Below are 17,305 nucleotides of genomic sequence, written 5' to 3'. Positions count from 1 at the left end.
CGGTAACTGTCAACGTAGTTGTCGCGTATAAGTTATCAGCTCTTTAAAAACTCGCCGCCTTTTCCGGGTTCAGTGTGACTGACTCCGGCAAGCTGAAGTCACGGATATCACCTGACCAGCGTTGGGGGTTCTTGGCCTTCTCGACTTCGAGAACCCGTTTGCGTTGCGCCAGGATATACTCGGCCTCGCCGTTATGACGCTGCTCAGGTGTCACGTATTTCAGAGCACTGTGCCGATGCTCGGTGTTGTACCAGCGCACGAACTTCAACACCCAATGCCGTGCCTCTTCGAGCGTCTTGAAGCCATTCACCGGGAACGCCGGTCGGAACTTCAGGGTTTTGAACAGTGACTCCGAGTAGGCGTTGTCGTTGCTGACGCGAGGTCGGCTGTTCGAGGGGGTAATGCCCAGGTCGTACAGCTTTTCCAGGAACGTCGCGGCCTTCATGGGGCTGCCGTTATCAGAGTGCAGCACCAGCGGCTTGGATCGGGCGGCCAGATGTTCCCGCCAGTAGGCCTTTTCGACGAACTCGCTGGCCAGTTCTCCGGTTTCACGCGCGTAGACTTCGTGGCCCACGATCTTACGGCTGTAGACATCCATCATCAGGTACAGGTAAAACCAGGTGCCACGGGCAGGTCCAGGCAACCAGGAGATGTCCCAGCACCAGAGCTGATTAGGCTCGCTGGCTTCATGTGTGGTTGCCTGGCGTTTGCGCTCAGGCGGTTTCTGCCGGCCTCTGGCATGCAGCTGATCGTATTCGTGCAACACCCGGTAGAACGTAGATTCCGACGCCAGATAACGCCCTTGATCCAGCTGATCCGCCACAATAAACGCCGGCGGGGCACTGCGATATCGCGGTTGATTACAGAGCGATACCACGGCTTCACGCTCCTGCTCTGACAGCTTGTTATGCGGTGCAGGTCTGGGCGCGATCGGTCGTTGATCCGCATGGACCAACTGATTCGCCGTCCAGCGCTGGTAGGTGCGCACACTCAGGTTTAGCAAGGCACAGGCCTTGACCAGCGGAGCACCGTTGCTCTGAGCCTCCTGGATCAGACTAACGGCATGCTGGCGATCCGGGAGGCTGGTCATTCGTCCTCGTCTTTGGGGCCCCAGATCGCCTCTGCTTTTTTTGACAGTATTAGCAGCGCGGCCGTCTCCGCGAGCGCCTTCTCCTTGCGGCGTAGATCAGCTTCTAGCTGCTTGATCCGTTTGCGCTCGGCCTTGGTCGCTTGGCGATGCTGTTTGGCTTGCTCATCTGCTTGCGCATTGGCGCCCATACAGGCCGCCTTCCAGGCTTCGATCTGCTCCGGGTACACACCGCGCTGGCGGCAATATTCGCCGATCTCCGCTTCGCTCATCGGAGCGGTCTCCAGCACCATGCGGAATTTTTCTTCGCTGCTCCACTTGTCCGGGGCGGCTGAGTTGGATGGCAAAACGGCACCTCGTTCTCTGGCGGCTTTACGCCAATTGTACAGGGTCGCGGTACTGATGCCTTCCTGACGAGCCAGCTCGGCTACTGTCATGCTGTGAGGCGGCGCCATTTTTTGGAGGATGGCTTCCTTACGTTCCGGTGAATAGTGGGGCATGGTTGTCCTCTGAAATTTTCAGGCGACAACTACGCTGACACATAGGGGCGCTGGCCTTCATAGTGTTCGATACCAGTCTGTCCAGCTATAACAAGCGCACCGTCCAACTCAAGTCCCAAGTAGCTGAGTAACTATCCAGTAGTGTTGGTGCCGCTGGTTAGCCCCGTATCATGGCCAGTCTGTGTCACACCCGGGGCTGACTGGCGTCGAGCCTTGAGTGTGCGCCGCCGACCTGATGGACGAAATCCGATGCCTAATAAGCATCTTCGTCTGGCATCTTGCTGCCGTCATTACTTTACTCACGTTCAGCTGATGGCTCAGGTGCCACTCCCTTGAGGTACTTGAACAGATCACTATCGGTCGATAGTACCAGTGTTGTGTTTTGGCCGATAATCGATGGATATGCCTGCAAGGTACGGGTGAATTCATAGAGGGCGACGGCTTCCGGGCTTTGATTATAGGCACTGGCGTAGATCTCGGTGGCCTTGGCATCCGCCTCGCCCCGAATCTCCTCAACCTGACGATAGGCTTCGGACTGGATCTTGTTCAGGTCGCGCTCTCGGTTGCCCCTGATGCGAGCAGCCTCGCCATTACCCTCCGACAGAAAACGTTCAGCGATCTGGCGTCGCTCGCTGATCATTCGATCATAGATCTTTGGCCGCACGCTGGCGTTGTAATTAATACGCTTGAACCGGATATCGAGTAGCTCGATACCGAAGATACGGACCTTGTTGGCAGCAGCGGTGAATATCTCTTTTTCCACCTGCTCACGCCCCTTGTGGATCGGCACCAGCGCGCCGATATCCATCTCCCGTTCAGCCTCGGTGAGTAAAGCATCACGCAGAGGTACACGTGCCTTGGTGGTACGGACAATTTCGATAAGCTCATGCTTGGCAACCGCATTGCGAGTCTCGCTACCCAGAATATCGTCGAGGCGGGACTGTGCACTGCGCTCATCACGCAAGCGTAAAAAGTATTGCAAAGGATCAGTGATTCGCCAGCGGGCAAAGAGATCGACCGAGATGTAAAGCTTGTCCTTGGTGGGCATATCCGAGGGATTGCCATCCCATTCGAGGATGCGTTTGTCGATCGAGTTGACGCTCTGAATGAAGGGCAGCTTGAACTTCAACCCGGCCTCGGTCACCGGCTCGCCAACCGGCTTGCCGAACTGGGTGATAACCACCTGCTCGCGTTCATTGACGGTGTAGGCCGAACTGAAAATCAGGAATCCCAATGCGCCCAGCATCGCCACCAGAGTGGCCGGCTTATTCATGCTCATGGCCGCTCTCCTGTCTGGTTGTCGAGATTAAGCAGGGGCAGAATGCCGCCGACCTGCTCATCAACAATAATCTTGGTATGTATACCGGGCATCACCTCCTGCAGCGTTTCGATATAGATGCGCCGCAGCGTGACTTCTGGTGCCTTGCTGTATTCTGTCAACAGGGCATTGAAACGGGCGACATCACCCTCCGCCTCGTTGATGCGCTTGAGCCGGTAACCGTCGGCTTCGCGAATACGCTGGTCCTTCTCCCCCTGGGCCAGAGGGATGACGCGGTTGTATTCGCGCCTGGCTTCATTGATAAGCCGTTCTTTTTCCTGCTGGGCCTGGTTTACCTCGTTGAACGAATCCTGCACCGGCTCGGGTGGGTTAATGTTTTTCAGCTGCACCTGGTCAATGCTGATGCCCATGGCATATTTGCTGGCCAGCTGCTGCATTTTGGCCAGCGACTCCGTTTCGATCTCCTGGCGACCAATTGTGATCACCTCATCGACCGTACGATCACCGACCACTTCGCGCATGACGGACTCGGAAACTGCCCGCAGGGTTGCCCCAGGCTGGCGTACCTCGAAAAGAAAATTGAAAGGGTCCGAAATGCGGTATTGCACCACCCATTCCACCAGAGCGGCATTGAGGTCACCGGTGACCATTTGCGTCTCCCGCTTTTGGTCTTGCGGACGTGGGCTTTGATAACGGTCGGTTGCCCCCGGAGTGGTAAAGCCAAATTCCTGTTTGAGCTGGCGTTTAACAGGCACGATCGTCACGATGTCGATGCCGAAAGGGAACTTGAAGTGCAATCCGGGCGGCACTTCACCCAAGTAGTGGCCAAAGCGTTGTACCACGGCCACCGAGTCGCTCGGTACGGTGTAATAGGCGCTCCATCCGGCCAATCCAAGCAAGACGAGTACCAACAGCGTTACTGGGCCTTTGCGACCGCCTTCCGGAGCCGATTGTTTGACACCGCCCCATACCGTCTTGATCAAATCGTTCAGTTGGGCCTGGGGGCTACTTTGGTTATTTGTTGCCATTGCCTTGCCCTCTCTGATTATTTCAGCCGTGCCGGCGATGCTCTTGGCCGCAAACCTCAGTGGAGGTTCGCTGTCGATGGTGTTCCCAAACACCTCGTCCTATCCGAAGTGGTGTCTGAGTGAGGTCACAAACAAGGCTGCAGGCATTTAGCTTGAGTCTAGCAGTAAACGCTATTGCCAAGCGGCCGCGCTCTAATGGGACGCTCTCATTCGTGAGCCGCTTCACGCGTTGCCCCAGATGCAGGCAACCACATTAAGAAGGCAATGCCCGCCACTGCTGAAAAGAGGGATGCGAGGAAAATACCCAGCTTGGCACTGTCAATCAGGCTGTTGCCGAAAGACATATTCGCAATAAATAGCGCCATGGTGAACCCGATTCCTGCGAGTAAGCTGCCGCCAGCCAGTAAACGCCAGCTGAGCTCCTGGGGCCGAGTTGCAATATGTAAACGTATGGCAAGCCAACAAAACAACAGGATGCCAACCGGCTTGCCCAGTACGAAACCAGAAAAAACGGCCAGAGTGACAGAAATGTCAAGGTCATCCAACGTCAGCGTCAACCCGGCATTGGCAAATGCGAAGAGGGGCATAATGACGAAACCCACCCAAGGATGTAGCCTGATCTCCAGACGCTCAACTGGCGAAAGCGACTCTCGGGCCGCAACCTCTGCAACCTGTAAGGTATGTCTATCTTTTGTAGCCAGACTGCTTTCGCTGCTGACTGGATGTGCAACAACCTGGCTCAATATTGCATATAAACGCTTATCACTGACCCAGCGGCGGGCAGGTGTCATCAAACCAAATATCACGCCAGTGATAGTCGCGTGGATACCGGACGAATCGACTGCCAGCCAGGTAAGCCCACCCACCAAAAAATAGAGCGGAAAACCGCGAAAGCCGAGTGCAGCCATGGCACGTATTATCAACATTCCAAGTGCAGCAACTACCAATGCACTCCAGTCAATACTGCTGCTGTAGCCAATAGCCACGACAAGAATGGCACCGATATCATCAAAGATCGCCAAAGACAACATGAATACGCGTAAGCTTTTAGCAACTCGAGGACCAATCAGTGCCAGGCAACCGATCACAAACGCCGTATCAGTGGCCATGACAGTACCCCACCCATGCTGTCCGGGTTGTCCTGATTGCAGTACAACGTAAATCAAGGCCGGGACGATCATACCGCCCAAAGCGGCTGAAATTGATAAAGCCGCTGCTCCAGGTCTGTTCAACTCTCCGAGTACCAGCTCGCGTTTAAGCTCCAAGGCGACAAGAAAGAAAAACAGCGTCATCAAACTATCGTTGATCCATTCGCGCAGTGAACGGGCAAACTCGAACGTGCCAAACTGAAAGCCTAATGATGTTTCCCAGAAGTGCTCAAACGGCCCCGCCCAGGGTGAGTTAGACAGAACCAGTGCGGCAATAGTAAAAAACAAAAGTATGGCTCCGCTTGCAGACTGAATCTGCAAGAAACGCACAAACGGTTTCGTCAGCCGGTCGAGAAATTCCGTTGGTAACCGTGTGTCTTCCGTATGATCTTGCTGATGTTGTTGCCTGGCCACCTTGGAATTCCCAATAAGGAGTTAACCCAACTATAGAAGGTATCAACCGTTCGTGGTTAAACACGATGAATCAAGTAAACAAGACGCGTCACACGGATGACTTTTCCCGCTCCGCTACAAAAAGGCGACCTGAACGTTTGGAGCAAATGTCTGCTTTGTATATGGACTCCTCCTGTGTAGCAAGTCAGCTGTTTATCAGAGTGGGCGCGTAGGTATATTCGGTTTTTTGATGGAGACGCTATCTCCTAACCCACAATGTATGCGCACACCAGTTCCTAATAGGGCCATTGACCTCGAAGGTCGCAAAACAGAGCAGGTTTTACTGGTGTTGATATCTCTATCTGACAATGGGCTCTCTTGCTGATCCCCACAAAGTTTGTCTTCCCACCACTACTGTGCTGTTTCGGTGGCCACAGAGCAGTCTAAGGTCCGCTATGGACCAACCCACCCCATTGGTTGTACCCAACCTACTCGCTCTGCAGTGCCAGCACCGGGTTGAGCCCGGCGGCGCGGCGGGCGGGCAGTACGCCTGATATCAGCCCCACCAGCGCCGACAGCAGCAGTGCCAGCAGCAGATAGAATGGATCGAGCTGGATTGGCAGGTCGGGCATCGCCAGTGCCAGCAGGCCCAGTGCCAGGCCGCTGATCAGGATGCCGACCAGGCCGCCGATCAGCGCCAGCAGGATCGCTTCGCCGAGGAACAGCCACATTACCTGGCGGCGAGTGGCGCCGATCGCCCGGAACAGGCCGATCTCGGCACGGCGCTCATGCACGGTGGTGACCATGATGGTGACGATGCCGATGGCGCCGACCACCAGTGAAATCCCGCCCAGCCCGCCGATCGCCACGGTCAGTATGGCCAGGATGCGGTCGAGGCTCTGCAGCATCTCGTCCTGGGTGACCAGCGAGAAGTCCTCGACGCCGTGGCGGGCGATCAGTCGCTGGCGCACCCGTTCCGCCATCTCCTGGGCGGTGGTGCCGGGGCGGTAGGTGACGTCGATCTCCATCACGCCGGTCCGGTTGAACAGGCTCAGTGCCCGCTCGACGGGGATATACACGATATCATCCAGATCAAAGCCCAGCATTTGGCCTTTTTCAGCCATGATGCCCACCACCCGGTAGCGTTCGCCCCCTACGCGGATAAACCGGCCAAGGGCATTGCTGTCACCAAACAGCTCATGTTTGACCTTGTATCCCAGTACGGCCCAGGGAGGTGGGTATCCGTCCCGTCCATCGGGGAGGGAGCGTCCTCGCGATACCTCAAAGCGCCAGGCGGCGGCCATGTCGCTGCCGCTACCGATAATATCGGTGTAGCGTACGCGCCGACCGTATTCGATCGCGCCACTGCCCTGCACGACGGGCACAACATATTCGACATAAGGCAGCTGCTGCAGGCTCCAGGCATCTTCGACCAGAAGTGGCCGTGTGCTGGACAGCAGGCCGCCTACACCGCCGGTTTGTGTTTTGCCCGGGTTGATCGCGATAATGCGGCTGCCAAATTGAGAAAAGTTTTCCAGCACGTACAGGCGCAGCCCCGTGCCCAGTGTAGTGAGCAGCACCACAGCGCAAATGCCGATGGCGATGCCGAGTATGGTCAGGGCGCTGCGCATGCGGCTGGCACGAAGGCTGGTCAGAGTCAGGCGGATATAGTCGGCGCTACGCATCGGTTTCCCCCTTCAAGGCCAGCACTGGGGGGAGTCGGGCCGCCTTGCGTGCCGGCAGCCAAGCGAATATCAGAGCGACGCTGTTGGCCAGCAGAATAGCGCCCAGCAGTGCCCACAAGGGTACGGAGACCGGAAACTGTGGCCAGATCCAATGACCGCCCAAAAGGAGTCCATAGCCCAGCAGCACGCCCAGCATGGCGCCGATAAAGGTCATCATCAGGGCTTCGCTGAGGAAAATACGGTGCACTTGGCGTTCGCTGGCCCCCAGTGCCTTGAGCAGGCCGATTTCAGGGGTGCGCTGGCTGACGCTGATCAGGGTAATGTTCATGATCAGAATCCCGGCTACCACCAGGCTAATGGCGGCGATGGCGCCAACGGCCAGTGTCAGCAGTTGGAGAATGTCGTCAAACACGCCCAGCAGGCTGTCCTGGGTGATCAGGGTGATATCGCGTTCGCCCTGATGACGGGCCTGAACAAGATCGAGAATGGCCGGTTTCAGTGTATCCACCAGATCAATATGCCGGACTTGAACAAACAGTCGAAAGAGCCCCTGGGTGTTGAATAGCTGTTGGGCGCTGGCAACGGGAATCAACACGGCATCACTGAGATCAGTGCCCAGTGATACGCCGCGCGCGTCCAGCACGCCAATGACCCGGCATCGTCGATCACCGGTCCGAAGCCATTGGCCCAGAGCCGGTTGCTGTTCGAACAGGGCCTGCTTGACCTTGGAGCCGATGACGCACACCGGTTCGGCGCGGTCCAGAGGCGTGTCGGGCAGGATTTGTCCTTGTCCGGCCTCTAGTTGGCGCATGCGGAACAGTTCGGTACTGGTTCCCACTACCACGAGTTCTCGGTTGCGGCCTTCGGCTTCCACCTGAGCCAGTCCCACGATCAGGGGGGCCACGGCCTGAACGCCGGGCAGGCCAAGCACTGCTTCGGCATCAGCCAGTGTCAGGTCCCGGGTGCCTTCGCCGGTCAGGGGAGGGATGCCGCCGGTCGTTTCCTTGCGGCCGGGCAGAATGATCAGGACATCGTTTCCCAGCAGATTGAACTCGTCCAGCACGAAACGGCGAGCGCCTTCGCCCATTCCGGTCAGCAGCAGTACCGCAGCGACACCGACTGCTGTCGCCAGCAGGATCATCAGGGTGCGGAACCATTGCCCGGTCAGCAGGCGCAGATTGAAGCGCAGCAGGTCAGCGCCGAGCATCCTGTTCATCCCTCAGCAGTGTGCCGTCCTGCATCCACAGGCGTCGTCGGGCACGTTGTCCCATTCGGGCATCATGGGTCACCATGACCAGCGTGATGCCTTCATCGTTCAGCTCCTCCAGCAGGGTAATGACATCCTGCCCCGAGTGGCTGTCCAGGTTGCCGGTTGGCTCGTCGGCCAGCAGCAGGGCGGGCCTGCGAATGACGGCGCGGGCGATGGCAACGCGCTGGCGCTGGCCACCGGACAGTTGATTGGGACGATGTTCGGCGTGACGTTCCAGTCCCAGCCGACGCAGCAGTGCATTCACTTTTTCTCGGCGTTGTGCGGGAGGTGTGCCGATCAGTACCAGTGGCAGTTCGATGTTTTCGCGGGCGTTGAGCCGGTCGATCAGGTGATAGGCCTGAAAAACGAAGCCTACATGGCGGTTGCGTTCGGCTGCGCGAGCATCTTCGCTCAAGGCCGTGATTTCGGTGCCATTCAGCCAGTAAGAGCCGCTATCCGGTGTGTCCAGCAGGCCCAGCATGTTCAACAGGGTGGACTTGCCTGATCCGGAGGGACCCATGACCGACAGGTATTCGCCAGCGGAAATATTCAGGTCGACATGGTCCAGAGCCTGTACGGTTTCTCCGCCCAGGCGGTAGTGCTTGCACAGTTGCTCAAGCCGTATCATGGGGCCGTCACCACAGGGGCTCCGGTAACGGCACCGGGGGTATCGAGGGACTGCAGAATTCGGTCGCCCGCATTCAGGCCGGCAATGATTTCGGTCCAGGTCCAGTTACTGAGCCCGGTATTGACCTTGACTGTTTCCAGCGTGCCCGATTCTGGCGCGTAGCGCAGGACCCGGTTGCCCTGCAACAGGGTTTCGGTCGGCACACGAAGCACGTTGTCACGCTGTTCGATGATCACCTCGATATCGGCGCTATAGCCAACCAGCAAGTGGGCATCGGCAGGTGGGGGCGTCAAGCGGACATCGACATCGACGGTGCGAGCCTGTTTCTCAAGTTCCGAGACGAAAGGCGCGATACGGGTCAGTTCGCCGGCAAAACTGCGGCCTCGAAAGGCATCCAGCGTGATACGGACCGGCTGGCCGATAGACAGACGGGCAGCTTCCACTTCATCGATCGGAGCGCGTACATACAGGCATTGGCTATCGATCAGGTCCACGGCTGGCGGGGTGGCCACGCCGGGGGGCGAGGGGGTGACATATTCCCCGATTTCGCCGTTAATTTCGGCAACGATGCCGGCAAAGGGGGCCTTGAGCAGGGTGTCGTCCAGCAATACCTGATGCAGCTTGAGGGTAGCCTCGGCCTGCTCGGTCAGTGCCCGGGCTTCGGAGCAGGCCAGAGCGGCGCGGCGAGCTTCGGTCTGGCGTTGATCGAGCAGTTCTTCCGATGCCAGGCGGTTGCTGGCCAGTGATCGGGTGCGATCCGCGTCACGTCGGGCCAGGTCAGCCTGGTGGCAGGCACTGGTTGCCTGAATACGGCGAGCCTTCAGGGTGGCGGCAACCTCTTCCAGGCGAGCCCTGAGATCGGCATTCCAAAGCTGCAGTAGTGGTTGGCCCTGTTCGACATGATCGCCCTCATCGACCAGCAATTGCTCGACACGACCGCCCTGTGGCATCGACAGACGAGAACGGCGGCAGGCCTTGATGGTGCCGGCACGGCTGTTGGCGGCGATCTGTTCGACCAGACCGGGCTGAACCTCGGTCAGGCGAACTTCAATGGGGGCGGGGCGGTTAAGAAAGTAAAGGCCTGCCGAGATCAGGATCAGCAGACCAAGGCTCACGAGCAGCTTTTTCATCCGATGGTGCTCCTTGCGTCTCGGATGCAGTATAGGCTAGCTGTTCAGGAGTGGGGTTGATCAAACTCAACGTCGGTGGCGCATATCGGTGCGGTGCAGCTCGATGCCACGGTCGCGGCAGCGTGCATAGTTATCGCGTGTGGCCGCCAGTACTTCCGGAGTCTGTACGACAATCTCGACAATACGCTCAAAGCCGAAAGCGGCGTCGGGCAGGCGAGTCGACAGGTTTACGAAGACCTGACGGTGGTCGGGCAGCTGATCGCCCCAGCCGATTTCGATTGGCGAATCCGGCGACTGGCCCAGCAGCACGTGAGGTACAAAGCTCTCGGCACGTGCACTCCATAACTGCTGGTCCAGTTGGCGGGCGGCCGTTTCGTGCTCGGTACTGATGAAAATCCTGAGGCCCAGCCCCAGGATTTTGTCACAGAGTCGACACAGGAAGTCCGCCCGGCTGTCGGGATCACTGTCCGGCAGAATGTAATAGTCTGCGCGGGACAATCCTTAGTCCTCGTGGTGATGGTCGTGTTCGGCTGCTTCCACCTGTTCGGCCAGATCCAGCAGGTACTGGCTCAGCATCGGTACGCAACGACCGGTCGCGCCCTTCTCCTTGCCGTGGCTGTTCCAGGCAACGCCCGCGATGTCCAGGTGCGCCCAGCGATATTCCTTGGTGAAACGGGACAGGAAGCAGGCGGCTGTAATCGTACCGGCCGGCCGGCCGCCAATGTTGGCGATATCGGCGAAGTTGGAGTCGAGCTGTTCCTGGAACTCGTCCCACAGCGGCAGTGGCCAGCCACGGTCGGCTGCGAAATCACCAGCGTCAAGCAGGGCTCCGGCCAGGTCTTCGTCGTTGGACAGGATGCCGGTAGCATGGTGGCCCAGTGCGATGATGCAGGCGCCGGTCAGCGTCGCCACGTCAATCACGCTTTCCGGCTCATAGCGGCCGGCATAGGTCAGGGCATCACAGAGAACTAGGCGACCTTCGGCATCGGTGTTCAGAATTTCGACGGTCTGGCCAGACATGGTGGTCACGATGTCACCCGGTTTGGTGGCCTGGCTGCCCGGCATGTTTTCGGCAGCTGCGACGATACCGACCACATTCAGCGGCAGCTGCATTTCGGCAATGGCTTCCATGGTGCCGATAACGCTGGCGGCGCCGCACATATCGAATTTCATTTCGTCCATGCCGGCCCCGGGCTTGAGGCTGATGCCTCCGGTATCGAAGGTGATGCCCTTGCCAACCAGAACGTGAGGATTGTCGCCGCTTTCGCCGCCGTTATATTCCATGACGATCAGGCGTGACGGCTGAGCGCTGCCTTTGCCTACGGCCAGCAGAGAGTTCATGCCCAGCTCGGCCATGGCGTCTTCGTCCAGGATTTTGGCTTCGAAATCATCGAACTCTTCGCCCAGAGCCAGCGCGCGCTCGGCCAGATAGGACGGGGTGCAGATGTTGCCGGGCAGGTTGCCCAGTTCGCGAGCGGTGTCTACGCCATTGGCGATAGCAACGCCGTCCAGCAGAGCGCCTTCACCCAGTTCGGTGTTGTCTTCACTCAGCAGAATCTGAATGCTGCTCAGTTTGACCGGGTCGGCTTTTTTGCTTTTGGTTTCGTCATAGACATAGAAGTCGGCGGAAACCCACTCCACCAGCTGACGAGTCGTGCGGTAGATATCGTCGCGGTAACTGGCACAGCCATCCAGGGCGAAGACGACCGAAGTGATACCGGATTTCTTCAGGGTGGCGGTAATGCCCTTGATCAGCTTGCGATAGTGGCGATCCTTGCGCTCGTCATCCTTGCCCAGTCCTGTCACGAGTACGCGACGGGCCTGTACGCCCGGCACCTTGAACAGCAACAGCTGTTCTCCCGCCTTGCCGGAGATATCGCCACTGTTGAGCAGCTCGCTCAGGTAACCGTTGGAGGCCTTGTCCACGGCAGCGGCCGAGGGGCAGAGTGTGCCGTTGGCGCTCAGTGCAACCACGAGACATTCGGTTTCCAGTGTTTCGACACTGCCATTGATGATTTCAAAATCCATGACGACTCCGTACAAGACATTACAGGCTGTTTGCGCGATAATGCGCCGGTTCAGGCTTGGCCATCGGCGTGTGGCTGTCTGCCTGGGCCAACCGGCTTGCGCCGCTTATGTTACTGATGTAACACGCACTATAAACCATTTCTCCGATTGGAAACCATGGCGGTGAAAGGGAATCTGTTTTGATTATCTTCCGTTACCTGGCCCGTGAGGCATTGATCTCCACTGCGGCTGTTACTTCTGTTCTGCTCTTGATCATCACCAGTGCGCGATTGATCAAGTATCTTGCTGATGCAGCGACCGGCAAGCTGGAAGCCGGCTTTGTCTTTTGGGTTTTGTTGTGGCGCATTCCCGGCTTTCTGGAGCTGTTGCTGCCGCTGGGGCTGTTTTTGGGGATACTGCTGGCTTACGGGCGGCTGTATCTGGACAGTGAAATGGTGGTGTTGCGTGCCTGCGGCATCAGCCAAAAGCGCCTGGCCTTGTACGCACTGGGGCCGGCGGCGCTGGTGGCGGCACTGGTAGCAGCCATGACATTGTGGCTGGCCCCGCTGGGCGCGGCCAAGTCCGAGGAAATTTTCAGCATTCAGGAAGCGCGCAGTGAGCTGGAAATGCTGACGCCGGGGCGCTTTCAGTCCCAAACCAACGGACGTCAGGTCACCTATGCCGAATCCTACGATGCCGATGCCGATCAGTTGAAGGAAGTCTTCATCGCGCAGCGCAACGAGAACGGGGAGCCGATCGTTCTGATGGCCGAACGTGCCGAGCGTCAGGTGTTGCCTGAGTATGGCAGTCGCTTCCTGATTCTGCAGAACGGCTATCGTTATGACGGAACGCCGGGGCAGGCTGCTTATAGCCGGACCGGTTATGACAGTTATGGCATCAATCTGCCGGAAGCCGAAATCGCGCGGGAAGTCACGGAACTGGATGCGTTGCCGACCCTGCAGTTGTTATCCAGTGACGACGCGGCCAAACAGGCGCGTCTGCATTGGCGCTTGTCGCTGCCGGTGCTGGCATTTATCGTGACGCTGATTGCAGTACCGATGAGTCGTACGAACCCGCGTCAGGGGCGCTTCGCCAAGCTGATCCCGTCGATTGTGGTGTATCTGCTGTACCTGTCGTTGCTGACAAGCACCCGCTCGGCCGTTGAAGACGGCGAGCTGTCGGTCTGGATGCTGTGGGCGATACACGGCGGCTTTGTCGTATTGGCGGCCAACCTGATACTGGCCGATCGTTTTTGGGAACAGGTCTGGAACCGCGTACCGGCCATGCCGAAACTGCGTCGGAGGAGTGCCTGATGCTGCGTCTTGAGTGGTACATCGCCCGCCATGTCATGGGAGCCATTCTGGCCGTGTTGCTGGTTGTGGTGGGGCTGGATCTGGTGTCGGCATTGCTGGATCAGCTGGATGATGTGAACGAAGGCTACGCCTTTGCCGATGCGCTGTGGTTTTTGACTCTCACAACGCCACGTCGTATCTATGAGTTTATCCCGTTGAGCAGTCTGGTCGGGTGTTTGATCGGGCTGGGAATGCTGGCAACGCACAGCGAGTTGACGGTCATGCGGGCAGCGGGGTTCTCGACCGGGCGCATTTTGCTGGGCGTCTTCAAACCGGTCATGCTGCTGGCGCTGTTCACGCTGGTGCTGGGGCAGTTCATTGCTCCCTATACCGAACAGCAGGCTCAGAGCTTTCGCGCCCTGGCACAATCAGGCAGCGGAGCCATGAGTTCACGGTACGGTGTCTGGCATCGAGAAGGTAACAGCTTCATCCATATCAACGCGGTAGAGGGCGGTGAAGTTATCCACGGGGTGACGCGTTACCGCTTTGGTGCGGATCGTCAGTTGCAGCAGTCCAGTTATGCCCGGCGTGGCGAGTTCAAGGATGGTCAGTGGCAGCTGGAACAGGTCAGTAATACCTATTTCTCCGAGCGGGGAAGCCGGGTCGAGCGACAGGCTGAAGAGGCCTGGCCGAGCGGTCTGACCCCGGAGTTGTTGTCGGTTATTGTCGTGGAGCCGGTTGATTTGCCGATCAGCGGTCTGTGGTCCTATTCCCGTTATCTGGAACAGCAAGGTGTCAGTGCCGATACCTATCTACTGGCCTTTTGGGGCAAGCTGCTGCAGCCGTTGGCGATTCTGGCGCTGGTGCTGATCGGGGTGTCTTTTATTTTCGGTCCGCTGCGCAGTGTGACGGTTGGGCAGCGTGTGATTGCCGGGGTGATTTTCGGCCTGATCTTCAAGTTTGCCCAGGATTTGTTGGGACCGGCCAGTACCGTATTCGGTTTTCCGCCTTTGATCGCGGTGCTCAGTCCCATTCTGTTGTGCACGGGTGCGGGGCTCTGGCTGTTGCGTCGGGCAGGGTAATCCCCGCCCGGACAGTGGCTTTTATGAGCGCTTCTTTTTCTTGTGTTGTTCCGGTTTGGGCAGCTGTACAACGCAGCTGCCTGACCAACGATCATGCAGCGACAGGCGCTCGTCGGTCAGCAGCATCCATAGAAAGCCGATGCCGAACAGCCCCAGTGACGGGATGGCAATCAAGAATCGGATCAATGCCTGTCCCCAGCTAAGCCGCCCACCGGCCATGGTTTGAACTCTCAGCCGCCAGGCGAGCATGCCCAGTGTTTGACCGTTACGTGTCCAGAAGAAACCAAAAAACAGGAAGGTGGCACAGAACAGAGCCGAGTTGAACAGTGCGATGGTGGAGCGGGGGCTGCTATCGATACTGATGGCTTCACCGTTGTTGAGTGCCACTGCGATTGTGCCGATGACCATCCACAGAGCGATAACCAAAAGAGTATCGTACACCATAGCGAGCAAGCGCTTGATGAACGAGGCGGGAGCGATTTGAGCAAATTCCTGCTTGAACGGGCGATGCATGGTCAGGCTTCCTGATTCCGGCTGAAACAAGTGGGTGCCGGATTGTAGCACTGGAAACCTGAGCGGGCTAAATCGGTGCTGCCGGTTTAGCTCCGCTTCATGCCGAACAGCGGGCGTAGCCAAGTTCCGATAAAGCTGCCGGCAAAGGCGGCAACCAGCCAGAGCCAGCCGTGCAGGCTGCCGGATGCAATACCGCCGAAATAGGCACCGATATTACAGCCGAACGCGATGGTCGCGCCGTAGCCCAGCATCAGGCCGCCGATAAGGGTGCCCAGCCATTGTCTGAGGGGCAGTTTCCATTCCAGTGAGAAGCGGCCGGCCAGAGTGGCGGCCAGTAAGGCTCCCAGAATAACGCCAATATTCATCAGGCTGGCACTGTCTTCCAGAATGCCGCCCATCAGGGCAGTATCACGTCCGGGCATCATCCAGTAGCCCCAGAAATCGATATCCAGGCCCAGATCCAGTACCTCGGCAGCTTTGGCCCCCCAGAGCGGGTAACCCAGTGCAACGGCCCAGGGGCGACCGATCAGTGCCAGGGTTGCAAAGTTCAGCAGCGCCAGGGCAATCGCGCCCCAGACAAAGGGCCAGGGGCCGCAGAGCAGACGTCGTGCTCCGGCAGTCTGAGTGACATTCTCGCGTTCCAGCGTTCCATGGCGGCGTTTCTCGATCCACAGGCTCAAGCCAACGATGGCGGCAAACACCAGCAAGTTCAGGGCAATAGCGGGCAGGACACCCAGAGTGTCGATCAGGGCGACAGGCGCTAAAGAAGGTTGTGTCGTCCACCATTCATAATCATGTGTGGCCCAGAGGGCTCCGGCGGCAAAGCCGATCATGCTGGGAATGGCGCGCAGCTGGCCGCCACCGGCATGGTACAGGTTGCCGGATGCGCAGCCATTACCGACCTGCATGCCGATGCCGAAAATAAAGGCGCCGAACAGGACTGAAACACTGAGTGGCCGGACGAAGCCGTTAACGTTTTGTCCCCATAATTCACCGGACGCAAGGGTGGGGAAAAACAGGCAGACAGCGATGGTCAGCATCAGCATTTGCGCACGCAAGGCGCGGCCACGGCCATGGACGATAAAGCTGCGCCAAGCGGAGGTAAATCCGAACGATGCATGGTAAAGCGCAAGCCCCAACGCTGCGCCCAACAGCAGTACCAGACTGGTTTGTCCTCCCTGAGTGCTGAAAAGATAGCCGGTCAGAGCCAAGATCAGTGCGGCGGAAGCGCCCAGCGCAACGAATTGACGAGGTGGATACGCGGGGGAAACGGCTGTCGTGCTGACGGAAGAGGGGGGGAAACGGGTCATGATGAAACAGAAGGCCGATTAAGGGAGGGACAGTCTAGCCTTCAGGGATAAATAGATCTAAGAATATAATAACTTTAATTATTCCAGGTGGTTATATGAGCAGGAGGAGCGGCTCCCCCTGCTCGGCAGTCGTCTTACTGGAAAGGCGTGACGTATTTGGCCTTGTAGTTTTCGGCCAGCGTCTTGGCTGCTGTCAGCTCGGCAGCGTCCAGCTTCATCTGCAGGCGGGTTTCAATGGTGGCAGCCGTACTGTTACCAAGCGTGGCAGCGTTGTGCATCCAGGCATAGGCGGCCACATCGGAGTTGACGGTCTTGTCCTGGCCGTGTGCGTTGGAGTACAGAGTGCCCAGGAAGAACATGGATTCCATATAACCCTGTTCGGCGGCCTTCCGGTACCATTGTTCGGCTTCAGCGTAGTCCTGGGTTACTCCGGTGCCGAAGTTATAGCTGCGACCGATATTGTGCCAGGCGGCTACGACATTTTGTTCGGCAGCCTTGCGGTACCATTCCAGTGCCTTGTCGCTGTCACGGGGAGTACCGTAGCCGAATTCGTACATTTCGCCGATGCGGTTCTGGGCTTCGCCATCACCCTGTTCAGCCAGCGGCTGCAGGCGTTCCAGTTCGACCTTGTAGGCCTTGTTTTTCAGGGCGCGGAGACTGTTGACGCTTTCCAGGTGACCCTGACGAGCACCCTGTTCGTACAGACGGCGGGCGCGGTCGGTATCCTGTTCTACTCCCCAGCCGTTTTCGTACATCTGGCCCTGCAGATTCAGTGCAGCGGGGTCCTGTGCCTTGACCAGAGCCTGCAGTTCCGACTGGGCCTTGCCATAATCGCCGGCATCCAGTGCGCGCTTGGCGGCGTCAATACCGGCTGCTGTTGCAGGTGTTACGTGTAAAGTGAAAAGCAGCCCGGCCGCTGCAAAAAGTGCTGATTTGTTCATTTAAACCATGCCTTTGTCATCATGTGATGCAAA

At 58.0% G+C, this 17,305-nt stretch carries 15 protein-coding genes; 2 read left to right on the top strand and 13 right to left on the bottom strand.

Features of this window, described 5'->3' with window-relative positions; translation table 11 throughout:
* Positions 1-43: 43 nt before the first annotated feature.
* The 10 genes from H1S06_RS14425 to H1S06_RS14380 all read right to left on the bottom strand — a co-directional run bounded on the left by H1S06_RS14425 (position 44) and on the right by H1S06_RS14380 (position 12,155).
* Positions 44-1,587 (bottom strand): IS3 family transposase gene (locus H1S06_RS14425; protein WP_407658761.1). Its coding sequence is split into 2 segments (ribosomal slippage): positions 44-1,119 and positions 1,119-1,587, totalling 1,545 coding nucleotides; the frame shifts between segments, so codons are not numbered across the junction.
* Between the two features lie 295 nt (positions 1,588-1,882).
* Positions 1,883-2,866: a protease modulator HflC gene (gene hflC, locus H1S06_RS14420; protein WP_220183903.1), complete on the bottom strand. Its 984-nt coding sequence runs from the start codon at positions 2,864-2,866 to the stop codon at positions 1,883-1,885.
* Positions 2,863-3,894, bottom strand: coding sequence for an FtsH protease activity modulator HflK (gene hflK, locus H1S06_RS14415; protein WP_181741437.1), 1,032 nt, complete (start codon positions 3,892-3,894; stop codon positions 2,863-2,865). The genes hflC and hflK overlap by 4 nt, the downstream gene beginning before the upstream one ends.
* Before the next feature lie 206 nt (positions 3,895-4,100).
* Positions 4,101-5,456 carry a Na+/H+ antiporter NhaA gene (nhaA, locus tag H1S06_RS14410; protein ID WP_181741435.1) on the bottom strand — a complete coding sequence of 452 codons (1,356 nt, stop codon included), beginning with the start codon at positions 5,454-5,456 and terminating at the stop codon, positions 4,101-4,103.
* 467 nt (positions 5,457-5,923) lie between these two features.
* Positions 5,924-7,120, bottom strand: a complete 1,197-nt coding sequence (locus H1S06_RS14405; protein WP_181741433.1) for an ABC transporter permease — start codon at positions 7,118-7,120, stop codon at positions 5,924-5,926.
* Entirely contained in the window at positions 7,113-8,327 is a 1,215-nt protein-coding gene (locus H1S06_RS14400; protein ID WP_181741431.1) for an ABC transporter permease, read from the bottom strand. Before H1S06_RS14400 ends, H1S06_RS14405 begins: the two co-directional genes overlap by 8 nt.
* On the bottom strand, positions 8,314-8,997 hold the full coding sequence (locus H1S06_RS14395; RefSeq protein WP_181741429.1) for an ABC transporter ATP-binding protein: 684 nt from the start codon (positions 8,995-8,997) through the stop codon (positions 8,314-8,316). The genes H1S06_RS14400 and H1S06_RS14395 overlap by 14 nt, the downstream gene beginning before the upstream one ends.
* On the bottom strand, positions 8,994-10,127 hold the full coding sequence (locus H1S06_RS14390) for an efflux RND transporter periplasmic adaptor subunit (protein ID WP_181741427.1): 1,134 nt from the start codon (positions 10,125-10,127) through the stop codon (positions 8,994-8,996). Before H1S06_RS14390 ends, H1S06_RS14395 begins: the two co-directional genes overlap by 4 nt.
* Positions 10,128-10,193: 66 nt before the next feature.
* Positions 10,194-10,625, bottom strand: a complete 432-nt coding sequence (locus tag H1S06_RS14385; protein ID WP_181741425.1) for a DNA polymerase III subunit chi — start codon at positions 10,623-10,625, stop codon at positions 10,194-10,196.
* A 3-nt stretch (positions 10,626-10,628) separates the two neighbouring features.
* Positions 10,629-12,155: a leucyl aminopeptidase gene (locus tag H1S06_RS14380; RefSeq protein ID WP_181741423.1), complete on the bottom strand. Its 1,527-nt coding sequence runs from the start codon at positions 12,153-12,155 to the stop codon at positions 10,629-10,631.
* A gap of 179 nt (positions 12,156-12,334) precedes the next feature.
* Here H1S06_RS14380 and lptF point away from each other — a divergent pair, with 179 nt between their 5' ends.
* Both lptF and lptG read left to right on the top strand, forming a co-directional pair.
* Positions 12,335-13,447 (top strand): LPS export ABC transporter permease LptF, encoded by a 1,113-nt coding sequence (lptF, locus tag H1S06_RS14375; RefSeq protein WP_181741422.1) that lies wholly within the window; start codon positions 12,335-12,337, stop codon positions 13,445-13,447.
* Positions 13,447-14,508: an LPS export ABC transporter permease LptG gene (gene lptG / locus H1S06_RS14370; RefSeq protein WP_181741420.1), complete on the top strand. Its 1,062-nt coding sequence runs from the start codon at positions 13,447-13,449 to the stop codon at positions 14,506-14,508. The genes lptF and lptG overlap by 1 nt, the downstream gene beginning before the upstream one ends.
* Positions 14,509-14,529: 21 nt before the next feature.
* On the opposite strand, the gene H1S06_RS14365 is transcribed toward lptG, so the two are convergent.
* The 3 genes from H1S06_RS14365 to H1S06_RS14355 all read right to left on the bottom strand — a co-directional run bounded on the left by H1S06_RS14365 (position 14,530) and on the right by H1S06_RS14355 (position 17,272).
* A complete protein-coding gene (locus tag H1S06_RS14365; protein WP_181741418.1) occupies positions 14,530-15,021 on the bottom strand; it encodes an RDD family protein in 492 nt (163 codons plus the stop codon).
* 86 nt (positions 15,022-15,107) lie between these two features.
* Positions 15,108-16,331: a YeeE/YedE family protein gene (locus H1S06_RS14360; RefSeq protein ID WP_181741416.1), complete on the bottom strand. Its 1,224-nt coding sequence runs from the start codon at positions 16,329-16,331 to the stop codon at positions 15,108-15,110.
* 134 nt (positions 16,332-16,465) lie between these two features.
* The gene (locus H1S06_RS14355; protein WP_181741414.1) at positions 16,466-17,272 is read right to left on the bottom strand and encodes a tetratricopeptide repeat protein; all 807 of its coding nucleotides are present in this window, start codon (positions 17,270-17,272) and stop codon (positions 16,466-16,468) included.
* Positions 17,273-17,305: the final 33 nt, after the last annotated feature.

The organism is Marinobacterium marinum (assembly GCF_013868415.1).
Classification (GTDB): Bacteria; Pseudomonadota; Gammaproteobacteria; order Pseudomonadales; family Balneatricaceae; genus Marinobacterium; species Marinobacterium marinum.
The sequence above is the reverse complement of the archived record's forward strand: the minus strand, read 5'-3'. Positions and strand labels throughout refer to the sequence as shown.

Excerpts from the sequence above, each read along its gene's own strand:
- hflC (WP_220183903.1), bottom strand. The coding sequence starts at position 2,866 with ATGAGCATGAATAAGCCGGCCACTCTGGTGGCGATGCTGGGCGCATTG.
- hflK (WP_181741437.1), bottom strand. The coding sequence starts at position 3,894 with ATGGCAACAAATAACCAAAGTAGCCCCCAGGCCCAACTGAACGATTTG.
- H1S06_RS14405 (WP_181741433.1), bottom strand. The coding sequence starts at position 7,120 with ATGCGTAGCGCCGACTATATCCGCCTGACTCTGACCAGCCTTCGTGCC.
- H1S06_RS14400 (WP_181741431.1), bottom strand. The coding sequence starts at position 8,327 with ATGCTCGGCGCTGACCTGCTGCGCTTCAATCTGCGCCTGCTGACCGGG.
- H1S06_RS14395 (WP_181741429.1), bottom strand. The coding sequence starts at position 8,997 with ATGATACGGCTTGAGCAACTGTGCAAGCACTACCGCCTGGGCGGAGAA.
- H1S06_RS14390 (WP_181741427.1), bottom strand. The coding sequence starts at position 10,127 with ATGAAAAAGCTGCTCGTGAGCCTTGGTCTGCTGATCCTGATCTCGGCA.
- H1S06_RS14380 (WP_181741423.1), bottom strand. The coding sequence starts at position 12,155 with ATGGATTTTGAAATCATCAATGGCAGTGTCGAAACACTGGAAACCGAA.
- lptG (WP_181741420.1), top strand. The coding sequence starts at position 13,447 with ATGCTGCGTCTTGAGTGGTACATCGCCCGCCATGTCATGGGAGCCATT.
- H1S06_RS14365 (WP_181741418.1), bottom strand. The coding sequence starts at position 15,021 with ATGCATCGCCCGTTCAAGCAGGAATTTGCTCAAATCGCTCCCGCCTCG.
- H1S06_RS14360 (WP_181741416.1), bottom strand. The coding sequence starts at position 16,331 with ATGACCCGTTTCCCCCCCTCTTCCGTCAGCACGACAGCCGTTTCCCCC.
- H1S06_RS14355 (WP_181741414.1), bottom strand. The coding sequence starts at position 17,272 with ATGAACAAATCAGCACTTTTTGCAGCGGCCGGGCTGCTTTTCACTTTA.